Annotated in this window: 19 protein-coding genes; 6 read left to right on the top strand and 13 right to left on the bottom strand. The window is 64.1% G+C overall.

The annotated features are described in order from the left end of the window. Window positions 1-21 precede the first annotated feature (21 nt). The 4 genes from recQ to LI72_RS03995 all read left to right on the top strand — a co-directional run bounded on the left by recQ (window position 22) and on the right by LI72_RS03995 (window position 3,928). Window positions 22-1,794, top strand: a complete 1,773-nt coding sequence (recQ, locus tag LI72_RS04010; protein ID WP_033924576.1) for a DNA helicase RecQ — start codon at window positions 22-24, stop codon at window positions 1,792-1,794. A gap of 105 nt (window positions 1,795-1,899) precedes the next feature. Further along, window positions 1,900-2,382 (top strand): hypothetical protein, encoded by a 483-nt coding sequence (locus LI72_RS04005; RefSeq protein WP_033924575.1) that lies wholly within the window; start codon window positions 1,900-1,902, stop codon window positions 2,380-2,382. A gap of 32 nt (window positions 2,383-2,414) precedes the next feature. Continuing rightward, window positions 2,415-2,999, top strand: coding sequence for a TetR/AcrR family transcriptional regulator (locus LI72_RS04000; protein ID WP_033924574.1), 585 nt, complete (start codon window positions 2,415-2,417; stop codon window positions 2,997-2,999). Window positions 3,000-3,001: 2 nt separating this feature from the next. Next, the gene (locus tag LI72_RS03995) at window positions 3,002-3,928 is read left to right on the top strand and encodes an SUMF1/EgtB/PvdO family nonheme iron enzyme (RefSeq protein WP_231562356.1); all 927 of its coding nucleotides are present in this window, start codon (window positions 3,002-3,004) and stop codon (window positions 3,926-3,928) included. Here LI72_RS03995 and LI72_RS03990 read toward each other — a convergent pair. The 6 genes from LI72_RS03990 to LI72_RS03965 all read right to left on the bottom strand — a co-directional run bounded on the left by LI72_RS03990 (window position 3,885) and on the right by LI72_RS03965 (window position 12,274). Then, window positions 3,885-4,307: a hypothetical protein gene (locus LI72_RS03990; protein WP_033924573.1), complete on the bottom strand. Its 423-nt coding sequence runs from the start codon at window positions 4,305-4,307 to the stop codon at window positions 3,885-3,887. The two genes, LI72_RS03995 and LI72_RS03990, sit on opposite strands and share 44 nt — an antisense overlap. Then, entirely contained in the window at window positions 4,307-5,968 is a 1,662-nt protein-coding gene (locus LI72_RS03985; RefSeq protein WP_197051809.1) for a sulfatase, read from the bottom strand. Before LI72_RS03985 ends, LI72_RS03990 begins: the two co-directional genes overlap by 1 nt. After that, window positions 5,965-6,993 carry a glutathione S-transferase N-terminal domain-containing protein gene (locus LI72_RS03980; RefSeq protein ID WP_033924572.1) on the bottom strand — a complete coding sequence of 343 codons (1,029 nt, stop codon included), beginning with the start codon at window positions 6,991-6,993 and terminating at the stop codon, window positions 5,965-5,967. Before LI72_RS03980 ends, LI72_RS03985 begins: the two co-directional genes overlap by 4 nt. Window positions 6,994-7,045: 52 nt before the next feature. Then, window positions 7,046-8,866, bottom strand: coding sequence for an arylsulfatase (locus LI72_RS03975; RefSeq protein ID WP_081984735.1), 1,821 nt, complete (start codon window positions 8,864-8,866; stop codon window positions 7,046-7,048). 90 nt (window positions 8,867-8,956) lie between these two features. After that, window positions 8,957-9,580, bottom strand: coding sequence for a YceI family protein (locus tag LI72_RS03970; protein ID WP_033924571.1), 624 nt, complete (start codon window positions 9,578-9,580; stop codon window positions 8,957-8,959). Between the two features lie 63 nt (window positions 9,581-9,643). Next, window positions 9,644-12,274, bottom strand: coding sequence for an EAL domain-containing protein (locus LI72_RS03965; RefSeq protein WP_231562355.1), 2,631 nt, complete (start codon window positions 12,272-12,274; stop codon window positions 9,644-9,646). A gap of 130 nt (window positions 12,275-12,404) precedes the next feature. On the opposite strand from LI72_RS03965, the gene LI72_RS03960 reads away from it, so the two are divergent. Next, entirely contained in the window at window positions 12,405-13,259 is an 855-nt protein-coding gene (locus LI72_RS03960) for an oxygenase MpaB family protein (RefSeq protein ID WP_081984615.1), read from the top strand. 4 nt (window positions 13,260-13,263) lie between these two features. On the opposite strand, the gene LI72_RS03955 is transcribed toward LI72_RS03960, so the two are convergent. From LI72_RS03955 to LI72_RS03945, 3 genes are all read right to left on the bottom strand, one after another. Next, on the bottom strand, window positions 13,264-14,142 hold the full coding sequence (locus tag LI72_RS03955) for an S-methyl-5'-thioadenosine phosphorylase (RefSeq protein WP_033924569.1): 879 nt from the start codon (window positions 14,140-14,142) through the stop codon (window positions 13,264-13,266). Between the two features lie 62 nt (window positions 14,143-14,204). Continuing rightward, window positions 14,205-15,230, bottom strand: coding sequence for an SO2930 family diheme c-type cytochrome (locus tag LI72_RS03950; protein ID WP_033924568.1), 1,026 nt, complete (start codon window positions 15,228-15,230; stop codon window positions 14,205-14,207). Continuing rightward, window positions 15,227-16,432: a parallel beta-helix domain-containing protein gene (locus tag LI72_RS03945; protein WP_033925265.1), complete on the bottom strand. Its 1,206-nt coding sequence runs from the start codon at window positions 16,430-16,432 to the stop codon at window positions 15,227-15,229. The genes LI72_RS03950 and LI72_RS03945 overlap by 4 nt, the downstream gene beginning before the upstream one ends. A gap of 101 nt (window positions 16,433-16,533) precedes the next feature. Between LI72_RS03945 and LI72_RS03940 the strand changes: the two genes are divergently transcribed. Beyond that, window positions 16,534-16,956 (top strand): DUF2147 domain-containing protein, encoded by a 423-nt coding sequence (locus tag LI72_RS03940; protein WP_231562354.1) that lies wholly within the window; start codon window positions 16,534-16,536, stop codon window positions 16,954-16,956. 194 nt (window positions 16,957-17,150) lie between these two features. On the opposite strand, the gene LI72_RS03935 is transcribed toward LI72_RS03940, so the two are convergent. The 4 genes from LI72_RS03935 to LI72_RS03920 all read right to left on the bottom strand — a co-directional run bounded on the left by LI72_RS03935 (window position 17,151) and on the right by LI72_RS03920 (window position 19,916). Continuing rightward, on the bottom strand, window positions 17,151-17,480 hold the full coding sequence (locus LI72_RS03935) for a hypothetical protein (protein WP_033924566.1): 330 nt from the start codon (window positions 17,478-17,480) through the stop codon (window positions 17,151-17,153). 100 nt (window positions 17,481-17,580) lie between these two features. Then, window positions 17,581-18,216, bottom strand: coding sequence for a TetR family transcriptional regulator C-terminal domain-containing protein (locus tag LI72_RS03930; protein WP_033924565.1), 636 nt, complete (start codon window positions 18,214-18,216; stop codon window positions 17,581-17,583). Next, a complete protein-coding gene (locus tag LI72_RS03925) occupies window positions 18,209-19,075 on the bottom strand; it encodes a crotonase/enoyl-CoA hydratase family protein (protein WP_033924564.1) in 867 nt (288 codons plus the stop codon). The genes LI72_RS03930 and LI72_RS03925 overlap by 8 nt, the downstream gene beginning before the upstream one ends. 58 nt (window positions 19,076-19,133) lie before the next feature. Continuing rightward, on the bottom strand, window positions 19,134-19,916 hold the full coding sequence (locus LI72_RS03920; protein ID WP_033924563.1) for an SDR family NAD(P)-dependent oxidoreductase: 783 nt from the start codon (window positions 19,914-19,916) through the stop codon (window positions 19,134-19,136). Window positions 19,917-20,059: the final 143 nt, after the last annotated feature.

Below are 20,059 nucleotides of genomic sequence, written 5' to 3'. Positions count from 1 at the left end.
CGCCCCCATAAGAGCGGGCGGATGAATCGCGATCCGCTCGACGTCCTGCAAGAAACCTTCGGCTTTTCGGCCTTTCGCGGCGTCCAGCAGCAGGTGGTGAGCCGCGTGCTCGCCAGGCAGAACACGCTGGCGATCATGCCCACCGGCGCGGGCAAGTCATTATGCTATCAGCTGCCCGCGGTCGCGCTCGAGGGATGCTGCGTCGTCATCTCCCCGCTGATCGCGCTGATGCACGATCAGCTGCGCGCGGCGCAGGCTTTGGGCATCCGCGCCGCCAGCCTGACATCGGTCGATTCCGACTGGCAACAGACGCAGGACCGGTTTCGCGCGGGCGAACTCGACCTGCTCTATGTCGCCCCGGAACGCGCGAGTTCGGAAGGGTTCCGCAACCTGCTGGGCCGCGCCCCGATCGCGCTGTTCGCCATCGACGAGGCGCATTGCGTGTCCGAATGGGGGCATGATTTCCGCCCCGATTACCGCTTGCTGCGGCCGTTGCTCGACAGCTTTGCCGATTGCCCGCGCCTGGCGCTCACCGCCACGGCGGATGCCCATACCCGCGAGGACATTCTCAAGCAGCTCGGGATCACCCCCGATGGCATGATCATCGCCGGCTTTGACCGGCCCAACATCCGTTATGTGGTCCACCCGCGCGACGGGCTGACCCGGCAGATCGGCGATCTTGTCAGCGCCAACCCCGGCCCCGGCATCGTCTACGCCCAGACCCGGGCCGCCACCGAGAAGCTGGCAGAGCAATTAAGCCGGGATGGCCGCCGCGAGGTTCGCGCCTATCATGCCGGCATGCCGCCCGATGAGCGCCGCGCCAACCAGGACGCGTTCATCGCCAGCGAAGACATGGTGATGTGCGCGACCGTCGCGTTCGGCATGGGCATCGACAAGCCCGACGTGCGCTTTGTTGTGCACGCCGGGCTGCCCAAGTCGATCGAGGGCTATTATCAGGAATCAGGCCGCGCCGGACGCGATGGCGAACCGGCCGAAGCCCATCTGTTCTGGGCGGCGGACGATTTTGCCCGTGCCCGGATGCGGATTGCCGAGATCGAACCCGAACGCCAGGCGGGCGAGCGTACCCGCATCTCCGCGCTCGGCGCACTTGTCGAAACCGGCGGCTGCAGGCGCGCCGTGCTGCTGCGTCACTTCGGCGAGGATCCACCCGAACAGTGCGGCAATTGCGACAATTGCCTGAGCCCGCCTGCCAGTATCGACGCGACCCAGACCGCGCGCAAACTGCTGTCGGCCGTCTACCGGACCGGGCAGAGCTTTGGCATCGGCCATCTCGAAGCGGTGCTGCGCGGCCAGACCAACGACAAGGTGCAACAGCGTGGGCATGACCGGCTGTCGGTGTTCGGCATCATCAACGATGACGAGGCGCTGCTGATCAAACCCGTGGCCCGGGCGCTGCTGATCCGCGATGCGCTCGGCACCAACGAACATGGCGGGCTGATGCTAGGGCCGCAGGCGCGCGCGATCCTGCGTGACGAGGTGCAGCTGCCGCTGGTCCTGCCGCCCAAGCGCACCCGCAAGGGCAAACGCGGCGGCGATACGTCCAATCCGGTCAGCAACCCGCTGTTCGAGGCCCTGCGCGCCTGCCGCCGCGATCTGGCGCAGCAGGCCGGCGTGCCGCCTTATGTGATCTTCCACGACAGCACATTGCGCGAAATGACCGAGCGCAGCCCGGAAACGATGGAGGCGCTGTCGCGCATCTCCGGGGTCGGCACCCGCAAGCTCGAGGCCTATGGCGAAGCCTTTTTGCAGGTGATCCGCGATCATATCGGCTGACATGGGGCTGCGCCTCTGAGCACTCATTTTGCCTCCGGAATATATTGACACCATCTATGTCAATATATAGCCTTCTCTCCAAGCTAACAGGAGAGGATATCCGCGATGCCGCAGCCGTTTACCGTGCTCAACGAGGTTTTCCCCGGCAATCCGGAGACCATGGCGGGGCTGATGCAGCCTGGCCCCGACGGGCCGATCTTCATGATCAACCTGCTCAAGTTCAAGGACAAGGCGGTTTATGAGGACGGTCGCGAGACCGATCTGACCGGGCGTGAGGCTTACATGATCTACGGCCGTGCGGTCTCCCAGCTGTTGCCCAAGTTCGGCGGGGTTGCGATGTTCGCTGCTGATGTCACCTTCCTCTCGCTGGGCCAGGTCGGCGAGCTGTGGGACGAGGTCGCCATCGGTGTCTATCCCAAGCGCGGCGACATGGTGCGCATGTCGATGTCCGACGAATGGCGCGAGATTGCGGTGCATCGCAGCGCCGGACTCGACGGACAGCTGAACATCGAAACCGTGCTGTCGACCGAGGCGATGAACATGCCGTGGTTGCAACCGATTCTCACCCAAATTGGCGGCAAGGGGTGACAGAGACGGCGCTTGTCGATAAGCCGTGTTACATGATTGACACCCCCCCTGCGCGCCACCCCGATGGGCGCAAGCAACGCAGCCAACGCAGCCGACAAGCCATCGTCGATGCCATGCTCGACATCATTCTGGGCGGAAAGATGGAGCCCAGCGCCGCCGAAATCGCAGAGCGCGCCGGGGTCAGTGCGCGCACGGTTTTCCGCCATTTCGAGGAAATGGATAGCCTTTACAGCGAGATGACCGAGCGGATGGAAGCGGAGATCATGCCGATCATCCAGCAACCGTTTACCGGTGAAGGCTGGCGCGCCCAGCTAGACCAGTTGCTCGAACGCCGTGCGATCATCTACGACCGGATCATGCCGCTCAAGATCGCGGCCAGCATCCGCCGGTTCAGCTCGGAATATCTGATGCTCAACTATCAGCGATTCCTGCATCTGGAGCGCACGGGGCTCGAAGGCGTTCTGCCCGAAGCCTTTCGCAAGGATGCGACGCTGTTTTCCGCGATCGAGATGTGCGCTGGCTTCCAGACATGGCGGCGGTTGCGGCAGGACCAGAACCTGACCGTCGACGAGGCCGAAGACGTGGTCAAGCTGACCATTGCCAGGCTGGTGGACTGACCTTGCCGCGCGCGCTGCCGTGGCTGATCTGCGCCATGGCACTGGCGGGCTGCTCGGCGGATCCGCAAGCCGATGCCCAGGCCGCCGCGACCGTACGCGAATGTCCCGCTGATGCTTTTGCGCCCGAGCGGTTCGTTAGCCTCCCCGCAGGTTCGTATCTGAAAGGCGCCGATCCGCTCTACCCGGAAGAAAGCCCGTCGATGCGGTTGCGGGTCGAAGGCTTTGCAATCCTGAGCCACGAGGTGACCAACGACCAGTTCGCCGCCTTCGTCCAGGCGACCGGCCATGTCACGGCGGCAGAAAAGGCGGTGGCGAGCACGGATCCGGCGGCAGGCTCGGCGCTGTTCGTGCGCGATGCTTCGGGGCAGAACGGACGCTGGGTGCTGCGCAAGGGCGCCACCTGGCGCACGCCGGAGGGCCCGGGCTCATCGATTGTCGGCAAGGGCCGGCATCCTGTCGTCCATGTGACGCTCGCCGATGCCCGTGCCTATGCCCGCTGGGCTGGCGGGCGGCTGCCGACCGAGGAAGAGTGGGAATATGCCGCCAGCAGCGGGCTGCCCGATCCTGCCAACCGCTTCTCCGGCGCGATCGACGATGCCGGCCAGCCACGCGCCAACCACTGGCAGGGTGTATTCCCGGTCAAGGATACCGGCGCGGACGGATTTTCCGGAACCGCGCCTGCAGCCTGTTTTCCCGCTGATCGTAATGGAGTGCACGATCTGATCGGCAATGTCTGGGAGTGGACCGACAGCCCCGTCGACGACACCCACATGATCATCAAGGGCGGCAGCTGGCTGTGCGCTGCCAATTTCTGCGCACGCTACCGCCCGGCGGCGCGCCAGCCGCAGGAAAACGACTTTTCATCCAACCATATCGGCTTCCGCATCATCCGCGACGCCGCAACGCCAGCAGCAGGAACAGCGCAATGACGGGCAGTGCCACCAGCACGGCATAGCTTTCCGGCGGGTGGTGCGTGCCCGACTTGAGCACCCAGAAGTTGAGCGCGTGCAGCATTCGTTCCAGCAGCAGAAGCAGCAGCGCCAGCGGCACCAGCGCGCGGTAGCGCAGCGCCGCCGCCAGCATCATCAGCCCCCAGGCGATCTGCGTTGCGCCCGCCCAGGCGAACACGCTGACGATGCGCTCACCACCTGCGGCCAGATCGATCCCCGCAATCACGCCGGCACCGCCATCGGGCAGGAACACGTGAATGCTGCCCGGAATGACCGCCAGAACGCCGCAGAGCGCCAGAAAGCGCGACGATGGCGTGGGTCCGACCGCGCGTTCAGGCTGAGGAAACAGCTGGGCCATCAGTTGGGCCAGTAGATATAGGGATCGCCCTTCCTGAACTTCACGCCCAAAGGCTTGTCGACCGCCACCGGCGCCTCGATGGTGTGCGGATACAGCGGCTTGCGTGCGCCGCGCTGGTGCTTGTCGAGCAGCGCCTTGAGTTGCGCCACCTTGGCCGGATTGCTGGCGGCAAGATCGCGCTTTTCGGTGGGGTCACTCTTGAGGTTGAACAGCCACGTCTTGCGCGGTCGCTCGGTGACCTGAAGCTTCCAGTCCCCCTGTCGCACGACGCGGTAATAGGCGCTCTGCCAGTAGATCGCGTCATCGGCTCGCCTGCCCACCGGATTGGCCGGGTCCTCGCCCAGCAGATCGACGCCATCAATCTCGAGTCCCGCAGGAAGCGGGGCACCGCCCGCCTTGGCGAAGGTGGGCATCAGGTCGATATGCGCGACAGGCGTATCGATCTTGCTCCCCGGCTTCACCCGAGCCGGCCAGCGCACGAACATCGGCACGCGAATGCCGCCTTCGAACAGGGTCAGCTTCCAGCCGCGATAGGGGTCATTGACCTCAGGCAGGCCGATATAGCCCGCCCCGCCATTATCGCTGGAAAAGACGATGATGGTGTTGTCGTCGAGACCCTGCTGCTTGAGTGACGCCATGATACGGCCCACGCTGCGGTCGAGCGCGCGAACCATGGCGGCATAGACCCGCAGGCGATGCGGCTTGATATCGCCCACGGCCTCGTAATCCGCCTTGGTCGCCTGCAACGGCGTGTGCACGTTCCAGTGTGCCAGATAGAGGAAGAACGGGCGGTTGCGGTTGGCCTCGATCACCTTGATCGCCTCGTCGGTCCAGTAGTCGGCCAGATAGCCGCGCGGCTTGAACCACTCGCCGCCATTGTAGCTGGTCGCATATTGCATCCGCGCCCACAGGAACTTGTCGATGGGGTCGAAATCGAGCTTGGCGTTGACGACGTTGGGATCATCCTCGGGCAAATGCAGCGCGCTTGCCATCAGCAGGCTTTCGTCGAAACCCTGCGCATTGGCGCTGAACTCGGGGCCGTCGCCCAGGTGCCACTTGCCGATATGCACGCTGTGATAGCCTGCAGGCTTCAAGATTTCGGCGATCGTGCGTTCGCTGCCGGGAAGGCCCTGGCCGTCGAAATCGGGCGCGCCTTCCACTGCGGCTTCCTTGTAGGTCAGCGGTGGCAGCCCCGAATTCATCTCCGCCGACAGCGCCGAGACGATGCGGCCCATGCCGTCGGGGGTGGGCGTGAATTCGAACCCGGTGCGCGTGGGATAGCGCCCGGTGAGGATCATCGCGCGTGACGGCGCGCAGCTCGCGGTCCCGGCATAGGCATTGGAATACAGCGCGCCTTCGGCGGCCAGCCGATCGATATTGGGGGTGGGCACCCGGCCGCCCGCGACGCCGCCGCCAAAGGTCGAGATATCGTTGATCCCCAGATCATCGGCCAGGATGAACACGATATTGGGCGGCCGCTTGTCGGCGGGAACACTGGGCGTATCGGGGCCCCGCTGCCAAGCCACCTCGCGCTGGGGACCCACCTCGTGCTTGCCAAAACGCGATGCTGCAAACAGCAGAACCGTGCTCTTGTTGAACCAGGCCCAGGTTCCGCCTGCGATCGCCACCACCAGCAGCGCGAGAAGGACCTTGCGGATCATGCCGCCACCTCGTCGGCGAACATCGCCTCGCAACCGCTGCCATCGAGCAGCGCGTCCAGCGCCACGCGTGCATCACCCGACAGCGCCTCACGCGCCGACCGCAACGTCATCAGGCACTTGGCCTGATAGGGAAACACCGGCTGCGTCCACCTCTTGCCGTCGATCTCGGTCTCGAAATCGCTCTGCCCGGCCGCAGCAGCGCGTGCATTGGCGAGCAGGAAGGGCACATAGACACGGCCGATCTCGGCCAGCAGCTCTGCCAGATGGCCGGCCAGCGCATCGGCTGCCAGCCATGTTCCGTCCGGCAGGCCTGAGAGATCCTCAACCCGGTCAAGCCAGGCGCGCAACCGGGGCGCGGCCCCGGCCATGATCCGTGCCGGCGTAGGGTCGACGATGCCCAGCTGGGTGAGCTGCGCATAGATGGCAAAATCGGCCGCCGACGGCCGCGTCCCCAGCATGAAGCCCGTCCGCGACACCATACGGTCGAGGATGCCCACCAGGCGGGTGTAGCTTGCCTCGATGATCGGCGCGGTGACATCAGTCGATCCGACGACATACAGCCGGTCGATCTGGCGCCTGGCAAAGCCGTCGGCCATCTGCTGAGCCACATCATCGGGATAGGTCGGGCTTTGCCAGAAGATGAGCAGCGGCCCAGCATTGGCCGCATCCTCGGAATAGTGCCAGCGATAGTGGAACATCGCCTTGGTCATCCACTCGTCGGCAAAATCCTCGATCAGCAGATCGAGAAATCCGAGCAGCTCATCTTCCGGCAGCACCGAGCGCCCTGCATATTCGGTTTCCAATCGGCGGATGATCGGGGTGGAATCGACCACCGCCTCGCGCGCATCGCCCTCACCGAAATAGAAGGTCGGGAGCAGCTTGACCTTGGGCACCGGATAGCCCTGCGGGGGTTGCATATGGCTGCCCCAGATCATCCGATAGGGGATCGCCCGGTAGCGCAGCAGTGCCAGCATCTTGCGGGTATACGGCGAGCCCGGCGCTCCCAGCAGTTCGACAGCGTGCATGCTTCTCTCCACCTCTTTTATTGACACAGGCTATGTCAATAATGTCCGCCGGTCAAGCTGCAGAGCGGCGGCGGCGGCGTCTGATCCAGCGCAGCAGGGCGTATGATCCCACGACCAGAACCGCGCTCGCCACCGCCAGCGCCGCGGCATATCGGGCCACCAATTTGCGGAGCGTGTTGGACGCGATCTGCCGCGTGGAATCATAGCCTTCGGGCATCTCGAGCACGCCGTTGCGCTTTGCATAGAGACGATAATCGGCCATCAGCTCGCGGAATTTTGCCGGCTGCTCCTTGCTCAGATCGCGGGTCTCCCCCGGATCGCTGGCAATATCGAACAGGCGCCAGACGCCGTCGCCATAAGGCGCCAGATTGCGAACCAGCTTGTAGCTGCCCTTGAACAGCGCGGCATTGCCGGACACCTCGAAGCCCGTCGCGACCTCGGCCGAACGGACCGTGTCGCTGGCTCCGGTCAGCACCGGCATCAGCGACAGGCCGTCGAACGCCGTCCCATCAGCCGTTTCGCCCGCCAGCGCGAGCAGGGTCGGTGCAATGTCGCTGACTGTCGTCATGGCGCCGCTCGGCGCTGCGGGCGTAACGCCGGGCCCCGCCATCACCATCGGAACATGCAGACCGCCTTCGCTGGTGTAGAATTTGAACATCGCGCCAGGCGACGCCGCAGCATTGGCAAATTCGGGACCTATGAAAGCATAGGTCCCCTTCTCACCCCAGTTGTCGGCCGACACACTGTAACCGTTGGCCCATGTCCACCAGTCCATGGTGCGCGTGGTTGCCATCGGATTGCTCGGCTCCGGTCCGTTGTCGGACGTGAACACGAAGACCGTGTTGTCATACTGACCGGTGCGCTTGAGATGCGCGACAAGCCGGCCGATATGATGGTCCATTGCCTCGATCATGCCGGCGTTGATCGCCATGTGCCGCGCGAACAGCGCCTGCTCTTCCCCCGACAGGCTCTCCCAGCGCCGCAGACCCTGGGGCGGATCGGCCAGTGGCGCGCCTTGCGGGATCAGCCCGATCGCTTTCGCCCGCTGCCAGCGCGCCTTGCGCATCGCTGCCCAGCCCTCACGATAGGTGTCGGCATATTTCTGCGTGAACGCCTTGGGCGCCTGGACCGGAATGTGGACCGCCTGGAACCCGATATAGGCAAAGAACGGCTGATGCCGATCGCCCGCATCGATGTAGTCGATCATCCGGTCGACCAGGAAGCGCGAGGAATAGAAATCCTTGGGCAAAGTCGCCGGCTTGCCATCTTCGAACCACGGCGCCGTGGCATAATAGGGAATATAGGATTTCTGCTCCCAGTTGTCCGCCCCCGAGGCGTCGAGCACGAACGAGCGGTCGAACCCGTGCGAATTGGGCAGATCGCCCTTCCCCCGGCCCAGATGCCACTTGCCGGTCATATAGGTGCGATAGCCACGCTGCCGCAGCCGCGTGGAGATGGTGGTGACGCCGGGCTCGAAGCGCAGCGAATAGCCCTTCTTGCCGACATGCTCCTGAGGGATCACCTCAGGAATGGTCGACACGCCGGTGCGATGGTTGTCGAGCCCGGTCAGCAGCATCGCTCGCGAAGGCGAACACAAAGGCGAGGTATAGTGCCGGGTGAACATTCGCCCGCGCCGCGCCAGCGCGTCAATATGCGGTGTCCGCGCTTCCCCTCCGTAGATCCCGAGGTCCATCAGCGCGAGATCGTCGGCCAGCAACACCACGAAATTGGGCGCTTGCGCAGGTGCAGGTGTCGCCTCCGCTGTACCGGCCGGTGCCGTGGTGCTCGGTAGCGGAGCGCGTTGAGAATAGGGCACCGCCGCCGCAACGGCCAGCGCAAGCGCGACAAGCGCAAACGGCCTTGATCCGGACAAGCCTTTTTCCTCCTGCGTCGTCGGTGCCGCAGCACCTTTTGACACAAGCTATGTCAGTTTATTGTCCGGTGCAAGCGCTGCAATGCGCCTTCAGGCCTTCGGCTTGAACACCAAAGACGCGGTGACGGGCACCGCCGTGCTGATCGCCGGAAGGTTGGCGACCGCGCGCAGCTTTTCGACGCCATCGCCCAACCCCACGGCAGCTGCATCGACGATCAGCGGCGCGCTGGTTTCGACCAGCACGCTGTCACCGGCCAGACGGGTGACCATCAACCGCGCCTCGATGCTGTTGGTGGTGCCGTGCAGATCGAGCGTGACCGGCACGGTCATCGCCTTGCGTTCGCCGGGCTTGAGCGCACTGATCGCGGCAGGGTCGATCTTGGCGGAAAGCTTGGCCTGCGGAAAGCTGACCACTTCGAACAGCATGTCGCGCATCCGCTCGTTGCGGATATCGACATTGGTTTCGACGCTGGCGAGGTCGATGGCGAGCGCTACCGTGCCATCGGGCTCGACCGACCCGGCCACGGTCTTGAAGCTGTGGGCTTCACCGACATTGCCAGCCTTGACCGACACAAAGGCGACTTGAGACTGGTCCGCCGCAAGCTGCCAGGCGCCCTTTGGCAACGGCGCCTCGGACGTATCGCCAGCTGGCGAGCATGCCGCCAGGGTCAGGGGGGTCAACAGCAACAGGGCGGGGGCAATCGAGCGGATCATGCGGGACCTCCGGGCAGAGACAGAGCCTATCTCTTATCCGCCCTTGCAGATGCTGTCACGCGGTCAGGCGCGCATTTGCTCGGGGAAACCGGTGGGGATCTGCGGCGGGCTGGACTGGCGGAAGCGTTCAAGGCTGATCGGCATTTCGAACTGCAGCCCCGAGCGATCCTCGATCGACCAGCGAGCGATCGCACGCACCTTCAGATTGGCGCCCAGCGCCACTTCGAACTCGGTCCCCGGCGGCACGTCCCACAGCCCCTCGATCAGCGCACCGCCCGGAGAAATGTTCTTGATCTTGGCAGGATAGCAGAAGCCGTCGTGGTAGATCCCGATGGTCCGCAGCACCTTGTATCGCGTCTCGCGGCTGTGCTTGTGGCCGATCGGTTCGACATGGCTGTCGATCCCCGCCATGCGCTCGATCGCTTCGGCCAGGCCCACGGGTTTGCCGTAGATGTAGCCCTGGACGTGGCTGCACCCCAGCGACCGGATCAGCTCCAGCTCGTCGACGGTCTCCGCGCCCTCGGCGGTGGTCTCCATGTTCAGCGCTTCGGCCAGCGACACGATCGAGCGGATGATGGCGCTGTTGGCGCTACCCGACTGCGCAGCCCCGCGCACGAAGCTCTGGTCGATCTTGATCTTGTCGAACGGCGCGCTGCGCAGATAGCCGAGCGCCGAATAGCCGGTGCCGAAATCGTCGAGCGCCAGGCGGACGCCAATGCCCTTGAGTCGTTCGAATATCCGGGTTGCATCGAGCTTGTCGTCGAGGAACACGCTTTCGGTGATTTCCAGCTCGAGCCGTTCGGGCTCCAGCCCGCTCTGCGCCAGCGCGTTGAGCACGATCGAAGGAAACGCAGGGTCTGCGAACTGGATCGGCGACACGTTCACCGCGACCCGCACCTGGCGCGGCCAGGCGGCCGCATCGGCACAGGCGGTCCGCAGCACCCACTCGCCCAGTTGCATGATCAGGCCCGATTCCTCGGCGATCGGCACGAACGCCGCCGGACTGATCGGACCGCGCACCGGATGGTTCCAGCGCGCCAGAGCCTCGAAGCCGCTGATCGTCTCGCTGGCCACGTTGATCACCGGCTGATATGCGACGCTCATTCCGCCAGCCTGCAACGCGGCGCGCAATTCGCCTTCCAGAGCGCGGCGTTCATGCGCGACCTTGTGCATGTCCTCGCTGTAGAATTTCCAGATCCCCCGACCATTCTCCTTGGCTGAATACAGCGCAAGGTCGGCGTTGCGGATCAGCGTTTCCGCGCCGGGATGGTGGCGGCCGTCGGCGATGGCAATGCCCACCGATGCGCCGATGACAATCTGGTTGCCTTCGACCATATAGGGATGGCTGAGGTTGACGATCACCGAACGGGCGATATCGGCGAGCCGATCCTCGCTGATGATGCCGGGCAGAACCACCTGGAATTCGTCCCCGCCCAGCCGGCCGACTTCGCCGCTCTCGCCGATGGTGCGCTTCAGCCGCTCGGACACCTGCTTGAGCAGGGCATCGCCGATCGGGTGACCCAGGGTATCGTTGACCTGCTTGAAGCGGTCGAGATCAAGCAGGAACAGCGCGCAAGGGCTGGGCTCGCCGCGGTGCCCGATCAACGCCTTTTCGAACAGTTCCTTGATGTACAGGCGGTTGGCAAGGCCGGTGAGATTGTCATAACGGGCGAGCTGGGTGACTGCCTCGTGCGAACGCCGGACCTCGGTCAGGTCGGTGCCGTGGCCGCGGAACCCGACGAACTGGCCCAGTTCGTTATAGAATGGTGCGCCGGACAGCGACCAGGCGCGCTCTTCCTGCGACTGCGCGACCCGAACGGCCAGATCGCTGAACGCCGTGCGCGCGGAAAAATGGAAATTGAAGGTGCGCTCGCTGCCGCCGCCTTCGGCGCCCGGCGAGCAGATCACCGAGCTCAGCGGCTGGCCGATGATCGTGCCGGGATCGGCTTCGATCGCGGTCACAGCCTCGGCGCTGATATAGACGATCCGGCCATGCCGGTCGGTTTCCCAGAACCAGCCGCGGCCTGACTTTTCATAGTCGGACAGCATGCAGCGTGCCCGGTCGTTGTTCAGCTTCTGCTGATCGAGCGCGGCTTCCTCGTCGCGGTCATCCTGGCTCCGGACGATCGCCACCAGCAGCATCGCAGGTAGAAAGACCAGGGTTCCTACCGCGAAGTGCAGGTTCCAGCTGGCCAGCAGCACCCCCAGCCCGGTCGCGAGGCTGACCATGAACATCAGCATCCGGTGCGGTACCAGCACGGCGACCGTCGGCAGCAAGGCGCCGAGCAGGGCCATCAGGCCCACGAGCACGCTGGTGTTCGACATGTCGGACACCAGGCTCACCAGCGCGAACGCAAAGCATACGGACGACGCGCAGACAGTCGACGACAGCAGGTTAGGGAAGCGCGTGCCCAAGGCCTGGCGGGCCCAGTCGCTCCGCGCCGGGATATAGATCCAAAGGTCGATCAGCACCGAGACGGTTGCGGCGACCATGAACGGCACGGTGAGCAAAGCGCTGGAAAAGCCTGTGGCTGCCGCCGTGAGCAGCATCGCCACCGACCGCACGCCCATCACGACCGGCCACAAAGAGGAGATGGCCAGCAGCGAACGTGCGGACAGCAGACCAGCAAGAGGTGCGTCGCCCGTTCCCAAGTCTGAATTCTTCTGCCCGAACATCCGGGAACCTATAGTCACGGGCGATTAGCAAAGCGTTACCAATAGCCCCGCCAGACACTGGAAACCGAGTAAAATCGGGGCTTTCGTCCGCGCACACCAGATCCGGAGCACCATTTGCAAAAGCGGATCCATGCCCCATATTGGACCGATGGCGACCATACGCGATTCCATCGGAAGCGAAATCCGCCGCATCTTTGCGGAGCCGGGCGGCCAGCCGATCGAGATCTCGCGTGAGGACACCGGATTGTTCGGCCCCGGCTCGGTCTGCTGGCAGGTGCATGGCGACGTGACGTCGATGATGACCGGCGGCATCGCTTCGTTGCTGATGCAGATGCTGGAGCCGAAGGTGCTCGCGGGCGTCTGGGATCATTCGGTGTTCCGGCAGGACATGCGCGGCCGCCTGCGGCGCACCGCCGCCTTCCTGGCCCGCACGACCTACGGTGACCGCAACCAGGCGCTGAGCGAAATTGCGCGGATCAGGCGCATCCACGATCACGTCAGGGGCACGCTGCCCGATGGCACGCCCTATCATGCCAACGATCCCGAGGCGCTGGCCTGGGTCCACGTGACCGAGAGCCTGTGCTTCCTCGACAGCTATATCCGCTATCGCAAGCCGCATATGACATTGCGTGACCGCGACCGCTATTTTGCGGAAATGGCGCAGATCGGGCGCTTGCTGGGTGCCGATCCGGTGCCCTTCACCTATCGTGAGGCCCAGAGGATCGTACAGCGCGCGCGCCCGCGCCTGCGCGTCGATGCGCGGACCCGCGAAATTGCCGATCTGCTGATGAACCAGCCCCCGTCAACGCCCAGGCTGGCCCCCTTCCACCACATGACGATGCAGGCCGGAGTCGATCTGCTGCCGCGCTGGGCACGATCGATGCACGGGCTGTCGATCTCGCTTCCGGCGCGGCTGGCAGTTCGCGGCGGGACAACCGGAATAGCCGCGATCACCCGCTGGGCGCTCGCCGAAGGCAGTACCGTGCGAAACGCGGGGAGCTGATCCTTCAGCGCGAGGCGGGACGCAGCGCGCGGCCCGCCACCGCATCGAGCCGTGCCAGCAGCCCCGCATCGCGCACCTCGGGTGCCGTGATCAGGGCGAAGTCGAGACAGGTGTCGATCGGGCTGGGTTCGCGCTTTTCAGGCAGTGTCCTGGCCAGTTCCAGCACCATCTGCCGGGCCTTGGCCGAATTGCTGTTCATCTGCGCGATGATCGCCCCCACCTCGACATGCGCCTCGCCCTCGCGCCAGCAATCGTAATCGGTGACCATGCCGACCAGAGCGTAGGGAAGCTCGGCCTCGCGGGCGAGCTTGGCCTCGGGCATCGCGGTCATGCCGATCACATCGCAGCCCCAGGCGCGGTACATATGGCTTTCGGCACGGCTGGAAAACTGGGGTCCTTCCATCGCCAGATAGGTGCCACCCTCGTGCACCGGAGCACCTGCCGCGCGCGCGGCCTGCGCCGCCAGTCCCGCCAATCTGGGACAGACCGGCTCGGCCATCGAGACATGCGCTACCATGCCGGTGCCGAAGAAGCTGCTGGTGCGGCCGACAGTGCGGTCGATGAACTGGTCGACCAGCACGAAGCTCCCCGGCGGCAGTTCCTCGCGCAACGATCCGATGGCGGAGATCGCCAGAATGTCGGTGCAGCCCGCGCGCTTGAGCACATCGATATTGGCGCGCGCATTGACGTCGGTCGGGCTCAGCCGGTGGCCCTTGCCGTGGCGCGGAAGAAAGGCGAACCGGTGGCCATGCAGCGTGCCGATGACGACATCATCGGATGCTTCGCCAAAGGGGCTGTCGATCCGGATCGACTGTGCATCCTCCAGCCCGTCGATTGCATACAGGCCTGACCCGCCGATCACGCCAATGGTCCAATCACTCATCGTCAACGCCCCTCGCTAGCCAATCGCCCCCGAACTAACGCAGGCCATGGCAGGCGCAATCCCTAATCGGCTCGAAGCGATGAAATCCATTCGCTGATCAACGCCACGCCCTCTTCATGGACAAGTGATCTGCCGACCTCGGGCATCGCGACCCCGGGCTCGGTCGAGCCCATGCGGTGGATCATGATCGAGGCTTCGGGCTTGCCCGGTGCAATCGCAAAGTCATGGCCGCCACTGCCCCGGCCCGCCGCAACCGGGCGCTTGTAGATGCCGGTGGCGGTGCGATCTGCCGCTGCGGCATAATTCAGGAACAGCCCCGAGTTGCTCGCCGACCCTTGCGGGTTGTGGCAATGGGCGCAGTTGACCATCAGATAGGCGCGTGCCCGGGCATCCAGCGTCCCGGAGGCGGGATTATTCCAAACAGGCCCATCGCTATTGATCGCTGCACCAGCCCAGTCGATCCGCGCGCGCAACGCCTTGGCGGCGGCAGGCGCCATGTCCATGTTGGCCGCCACCGGTCCGATCGGCACCACAGCGCCACCTGCCGAATGGCATTCCTTGCACTGGTTCTTGTTGGGGACCGCATAGCTGATCTGGGCCACTCGCCCATCGGGCCGGCCCACGGACACCGGCAGCCTGGTCCCTGCGACCTTGAGATCGGCATCGCTGAGGTCCGCATTCCAGACATAAGGCAATGCCTCCCAACCGCTGGCGCGGCGGAGCAGGACCCGGGTCTCGATCGGACGAAAGGCGCTGCCGCTGCCATAGCCGAAGGTCTTGATCAGCGCACTGCCGACCGGAAAGGCGAGACGTCCGGCAGCGTCCGCCGCGATCCTTGCATCAGCCGGCACGTACACGAACCGCTGCTTTTCGGCATAGTCCGAAAACAACGGCGTCCTGAGGCTGTAGGCGACCAAGCCTGCTGCCGGTTTGGTGGCCCCCGGACCTGCAAAGAAGCCGAAATCGGACAGTTTCCTCGGCAGCGCGGTGTCGGTCACCGCGCTGTCGTTGACCCCGCCAGTCGGCGGCAGCGCGCCTAGCAGCAGCGCCGCCACGGCTGTCACGCCAAGGCGATGCCATGGCGTCACCGGATCGCAGCCTCCATGGCGGCCGGCATCACGATCTTGGGGAGCTTGGGCGCAGCGTCACCGGTCAGCTTGGCAAGCGAGGGCTGCGCGGTTTCCACAGACTGGTCGGAGCGGGTCATGCCAAGGTTCAGCACCGGCACCTCGTCGCTGGAAACGATGCTCGCCTCCGCGCCGCCGACGCCATCCCAGATGATCGGTGGAACGCTCCCGCCAAAGGCCGCCGCCAGCATCTCGCCACCGGCAAATTTCGGGGCAAAGCCGGTCTTGCCATGCGCGTTGTCGCTGATGCGGACGTTGCGGACCATCGGCTGGTACTTGGCATCCTCGAACGCCTGCCGATAGCCGATGATCATGATGTTCGAAGACCCGTTGCCCTCGAACACATTGTCGAAAATCTCGATATCGCGGTTGGCCATCACCATCACGCCGGTCCCCGCCGGAACGCTGGCGACGATATTGCCCTTGGGCGCGAAATTCGGCGTGTCGTTCTCGACCACCAGATTGTCGAACACGCGCACGTTGTGGCCGCCCTGTTGCGGCAGGTTGGGCAGATCGAACACCAGTATTCCGCCAGTATTCTTGGTCGCGACATTGTCGTGCACGTCGGCGTTGAAGCTGTTCTCGATCTCGATCCCCGCAACGTTGAAGCGGGCCACCGAATCACGCACGATGATGTTGCGCGACTGGCCGACGTAGATCCCGGCGTCGGATGCGCCGATCACGAGCACGGAGTCGATCAGCACGTTTTCCGATTCGACCGGATAGATGCCATAGGCACCGTTGGTCTCCTTGGGCCCAGCTGTCCATTCGACGCGAATGTTGTAGTAGACGATATGGTCGGCGCCCTTGGACTTGATCGCATCGCCCTTGCTGTCCTCGACCGCGAAATCGCGCAGCACGACATTGTCCGAAGTGACCAGTAGCCCCTCGCCCGCCGCCAGTTGACCTGCAAAGCTCAGGATCGATCGGTCAGGCCCGGCGCCCTTGACCGTGACGCCGGCAACATCGAGCGACAATCCATCGGTGAGCTCGAACCGCCCGTCGCCAAGCACCACGACATCGCCTGGCTGCGCCACGATCAGCGCTTCCTGCAATCGTTCCTGCGCGCCCGCGCCTGCCGGGACAGCGATATCCCTGGCTGCCAATGGACTGGCGATCGCGAGTGCGGCCAACGATACCAAGCCTGCAAAATTCCGCTTCATGCTCATCCTTCCCCGCGTTATCACCAGCGCGACCCGGCGGCTGGTTGCCCGTCTTGCGCAGGCTCGCAGGCAGGCTAGTCGCAACAACGATGGAGAACAATATGCGCTTGCTGGCATCCGCCACAATTCTGGCTGCAGGCTTGCTGGCTTCTGCCGTGCCAGCGGTGGCATCGGCACCGATCCAGGGCCAATGGTACACCAAGGGCAAACGCGCGGTCGTTACCATCGCACCTTGTGGCACCAACATGTGTGGACGGATCACCCGGTTTATCGAGCAGCCGAAGAACGGCGTGACCACCGACGTCAACAATCCCGACCCTGCCCTGCAGAAACGCAAGCTGGTCGGCCTGCCGATCCTCAGCGGGTTCGTGGCGGACGGCAACAAATGGCGGGGGAAGATCTATGACCCCGAGAGCGGCAAGACCTACCGCTCGATCGTCACGCCGGGCAAGGGGGGAACCCTGAGCGTGGAAGGCTGTATCGCGATGTTCTGCCAGGCCCAGACCTGGACGCCGGCAAAATAGCACGGCGAAAATAGAACCAACGTTACATTTTGACACTCGCTATGTCATAAAACGGTAACGTCGGGGTAATGCATATGACGGGTCGGCGCGTAACTTGCCTCAAAGCCGCTGCCGACCCGCCGCTTCACACCTGCTACCGTTTGCGACCCGGCAGGGTTGAAGATGATATTGTAAATTGATCTACCGGTGCGCGGTCAGTCTTTCTCGTTATTACGAAGAGCCAGATCGTTAACATAGCGATCCGCCTGCCACAGAAGCGAGACAGTGGCGCGCAGCCCCTGCTTGTCGCTGCGCCAATAGCCCGCATCCCGCAATTTCACGGCCAATTCCCGCAAACGTTGGCGGGCGATCGCGATCTCGTCGTGCGTGCGTCCGGCAGCAGCCTGTTCCAGCGCAGCTGTGAGGCGCGCGCTGGCTGCAACAAAGGCCTGTTCATCGGCAGCGGAAATGCCAGCCTTGGTCGGCCCTGCTGCGGTTTCGGCGTCGACATCGGAGACAGGGAATCGGGGTGCGGGAGTAGACATGTCCCCACCCCTAGAGAATATTGCGCCGTGTTGTAAGTTTATTACCGTAACGTGATCGTATGTAACGAACGTCTCAGCGCAGCTTCACGGTTAACCGGTGTCAATCGCCCCGCGCGCTCCTCAACAGCCCGGGCATGATGATGTCGAGCGTATGATCAGCGTAATCATCGCGCATCTGTTCGGTAAGTTCGCTCAAACCGAAGCAATGGTGCAGCACCAGGCGCGCGGAAAAGAAACGGTCGGCAGCACCAGTGACCGTGAAATAGAACAGCTGGGGATCGATCGGGCGAAACAGCCCCTTTTGCACGCCCTCATCGATCAGCCGGGTGTAGGCGTTGGAGATCGGACGCAGATAATCATCGGCGATCTTGCGCGAGACCTCTGGCGCGGCATCGCGCACCAGGCGCATCAGCAGCCGATTGAGATAGGGGAAGCGAAAATAGGTACTGATCACCGCGCGAATGTGCACGCGCAGCTTCTCGTCGGGTGCCAGGTCCTTGGCGAGCAGCGCATCGAGGCTGTTGACGATGTTGCGCATGTCGCGTTCGAGCAATGCGAGCATCAAGCCCTGCTTGTTGCCGAAATAGTATTTCACCAATGCACTGTTGAGCCCCGAGCGCAGGGAAAGTTCGCTCAACGAGAGATCCACGGTGTCGCCATCCCGCATGATCAGGCTGGCAGCTTCGATCAACTGATCGCGGGCATTGGGTTCGCCTTGCGGCGCGGGTTCATTCATAGCCGGGTTCATCCCACCACGGATAGAATTCCGGCATGTCCGATGCAACCCGGTCGGGATAAGTCGCAGTCCGTTTTTCAAGGAAGCTTGCGATGCCCTCAGCCGCATCGCCTGATCGCGAACGGGTATAGATCGCCCGGCTATCGATGCGATGCGCATGCATCGGATGCGGCTGGGACGGAATGCGCCAGAGCATGGCACGGGTCAGTGCCACCGCGACAGGCGCGGTGTTGTCGATGATTTCCCGCGCGAGGGCCGTCGCTGCAGGCAGCAGGTCCTCGGGCGCATGGACAGATCGCACCAGCCCACCCGCCAGTGCCTCATCGGCCCCGAACACCCGCCCGGTCATGCACCATTCCAGCGCCTGCTGCTGGCCGACCAGGCGCGGCAGGAACCACGACGATGCTGCCTCGGGCACGATGCCGCGCCGCGCGAAGACGAAACCGAAGCGCGCGCTGGTGGAGGCCAGCCGCATGTCCATCGGCAGCTGCATGGTCACGCCGATGCCGACGGCGGCACCGTTGATCGCGCCGATGACGGGCTTCTGGCACTGGAAGATGCGAAGGGTCAGCAGCCCGCCACCATCGCGCACGCGCGGGTCGGACAGGTCGGTGACGGGATCGTCGCTGGAAAAGGGACCGCCGCCGCTATCAGGCGTCAGATCGGCGCCTGCGCAGAACGCCCTGCCCTCGCCGGTCACGATCACCGCGCGAACGTCGTCATCGGCATCGATACGATCGAAGGAGTCGATCATCTCGGCGCACATCGTGTTGGTAAAGGCATTCATCTTTTCGGGCCGGTCGAGCGTGATCGTGGCAATGCCGTCAGCGACGCCGTAGCGGATGGTCGTGTAATCCATGGTGCAATCCCGAAAAGAATTGACCCCGCCCGGACGGCCGGACGGGGTCTGTGTCACATCAGCGCGGTGCCATGCGGATGCCGCCATCGAGGCGGACATCCTCACCGTTGAAATAGCCGCATTCGATCATGGTCATGGCGAGCTGTGCATATTCTTCCGGATTGCCCAGACGCTTGGGGAACGGCACCGACGCGCCCAGAGCGTCCTTCACCGGCTGCGGCGCAGCGGCGAGCAGCGGGGTGTTGAAGATGCCCGGCAGGATGGTGTTGACGCGAATGCCTTCGCTGGAAAGGTCGCGCGCGATCGGCAGGGTCATGCCGACGACACCGCCCTTGGACGCCGAATAGGCTGCCTGACCGATCTGGCCGTCTTCAGCCGCAACCGATGCGGTGTTGACGATCGCGCCGCGCTCGCCGTCTGCCATCGGTTCCAGCGTCATCATGCCGGCTGCCGACTTGGCGATGCAGCGGAAGGTGCCGACGAGGTTGATCTGGATGATCCAGTTGAAGGCATCGAGCGGGAAGTGCTTGATGCTGCCGTCTTCCTTCGAACGGCTGGCGGTCTTGATCGCGTTGCCGGTCCCTGCGCAGCACACCAGAATGCGCTCCTGGCCGATCGCGGCACGGGCCTTGGCAAAGCCCGCATCGACGCTGGCATCGTCGGTCACGTTCACTTCGCAGAACACGCCGCCGATTTCATTGGCGAGCGCAGTGCCCTTTTCTTCCTGCAGGTCGAAAATCGCGACCTTGACGCCCTTGGCGGCCAGCGCGCGGGCGGTCGCTGCGCCAAGACCGGATGCGCCGCCGGTGACGACGGCGGAAACAGAGGAATCGAGAATCATAATGTATCTCCTGGAAATGTAATCGAATCTCAGTCGTGTCCGAACCGGGGAGGTGGCATTCCGCTCGACCGACAGAGGATCAGCGAGATCGCGCGGCATCTGCGACACCGCGCCGAACCGCTACCCCTTCACCGCTCTGCGGT

Origin of the sequence: Sphingomonas sp. 35-24ZXX, from assembly GCF_000786215.1 — a bacterium.
GTDB lineage: Bacteria > Pseudomonadota > Alphaproteobacteria > Sphingomonadales > Sphingomonadaceae > Blastomonas.
Note: the sequence above shows the minus strand (reverse complement) of the source record. Positions and strands in the feature narration are given on the sequence as shown.

Bases quoted from the DNA above. Each gene is read 5' to 3' on its own strand.
- recQ (WP_033924576.1), top strand. From the start codon at position 22: ATGAATCGCGATCCGCTCGACGTCCTGCAAGAAACCTTCGGCTTTTCG.
- LI72_RS04005 (WP_033924575.1), top strand. From the start codon at position 1,900: ATGCCGCAGCCGTTTACCGTGCTCAACGAGGTTTTCCCCGGCAATCCG.
- LI72_RS04000 (WP_033924574.1), top strand. From the start codon at position 2,415: ATGATTGACACCCCCCCTGCGCGCCACCCCGATGGGCGCAAGCAACGC.
- LI72_RS03990 (WP_033924573.1), bottom strand. From the start codon at position 4,307: ATGGCCCAGCTGTTTCCTCAGCCTGAACGCGCGGTCGGACCCACGCCA.
- LI72_RS03985 (WP_197051809.1), bottom strand. From the start codon at position 5,968: ATGATCCGCAAGGTCCTTCTCGCGCTGCTGGTGGTGGCGATCGCAGGC.
- LI72_RS03980 (WP_033924572.1), bottom strand. From the start codon at position 6,993: ATGCACGCTGTCGAACTGCTGGGAGCGCCGGGCTCGCCGTATACCCGC.
- LI72_RS03970 (WP_033924571.1), bottom strand. From the start codon at position 9,580: ATGATCCGCTCGATTGCCCCCGCCCTGTTGCTGTTGACCCCCCTGACC.
- LI72_RS03960 (WP_081984615.1), top strand. From the start codon at position 12,405: ATGGCGACCATACGCGATTCCATCGGAAGCGAAATCCGCCGCATCTTT.
- LI72_RS03955 (WP_033924569.1), bottom strand. From the start codon at position 14,142: ATGAGTGATTGGACCATTGGCGTGATCGGCGGGTCAGGCCTGTATGCA.
- LI72_RS03945 (WP_033925265.1), bottom strand. From the start codon at position 16,432: ATGAAGCGGAATTTTGCAGGCTTGGTATCGTTGGCCGCACTCGCGATC.
- LI72_RS03940 (WP_231562354.1), top strand. From the start codon at position 16,534: ATGCGCTTGCTGGCATCCGCCACAATTCTGGCTGCAGGCTTGCTGGCT.
- LI72_RS03935 (WP_033924566.1), bottom strand. From the start codon at position 17,480: ATGTCTACTCCCGCACCCCGATTCCCTGTCTCCGATGTCGACGCCGAA.
- LI72_RS03930 (WP_033924565.1), bottom strand. From the start codon at position 18,216: ATGAATGAACCCGCGCCGCAAGGCGAACCCAATGCCCGCGATCAGTTG.
- LI72_RS03925 (WP_033924564.1), bottom strand. From the start codon at position 19,075: ATGGATTACACGACCATCCGCTACGGCGTCGCTGACGGCATTGCCACG.
- LI72_RS03920 (WP_033924563.1), bottom strand. From the start codon at position 19,916: ATGATTCTCGATTCCTCTGTTTCCGCCGTCGTCACCGGCGGCGCATCC.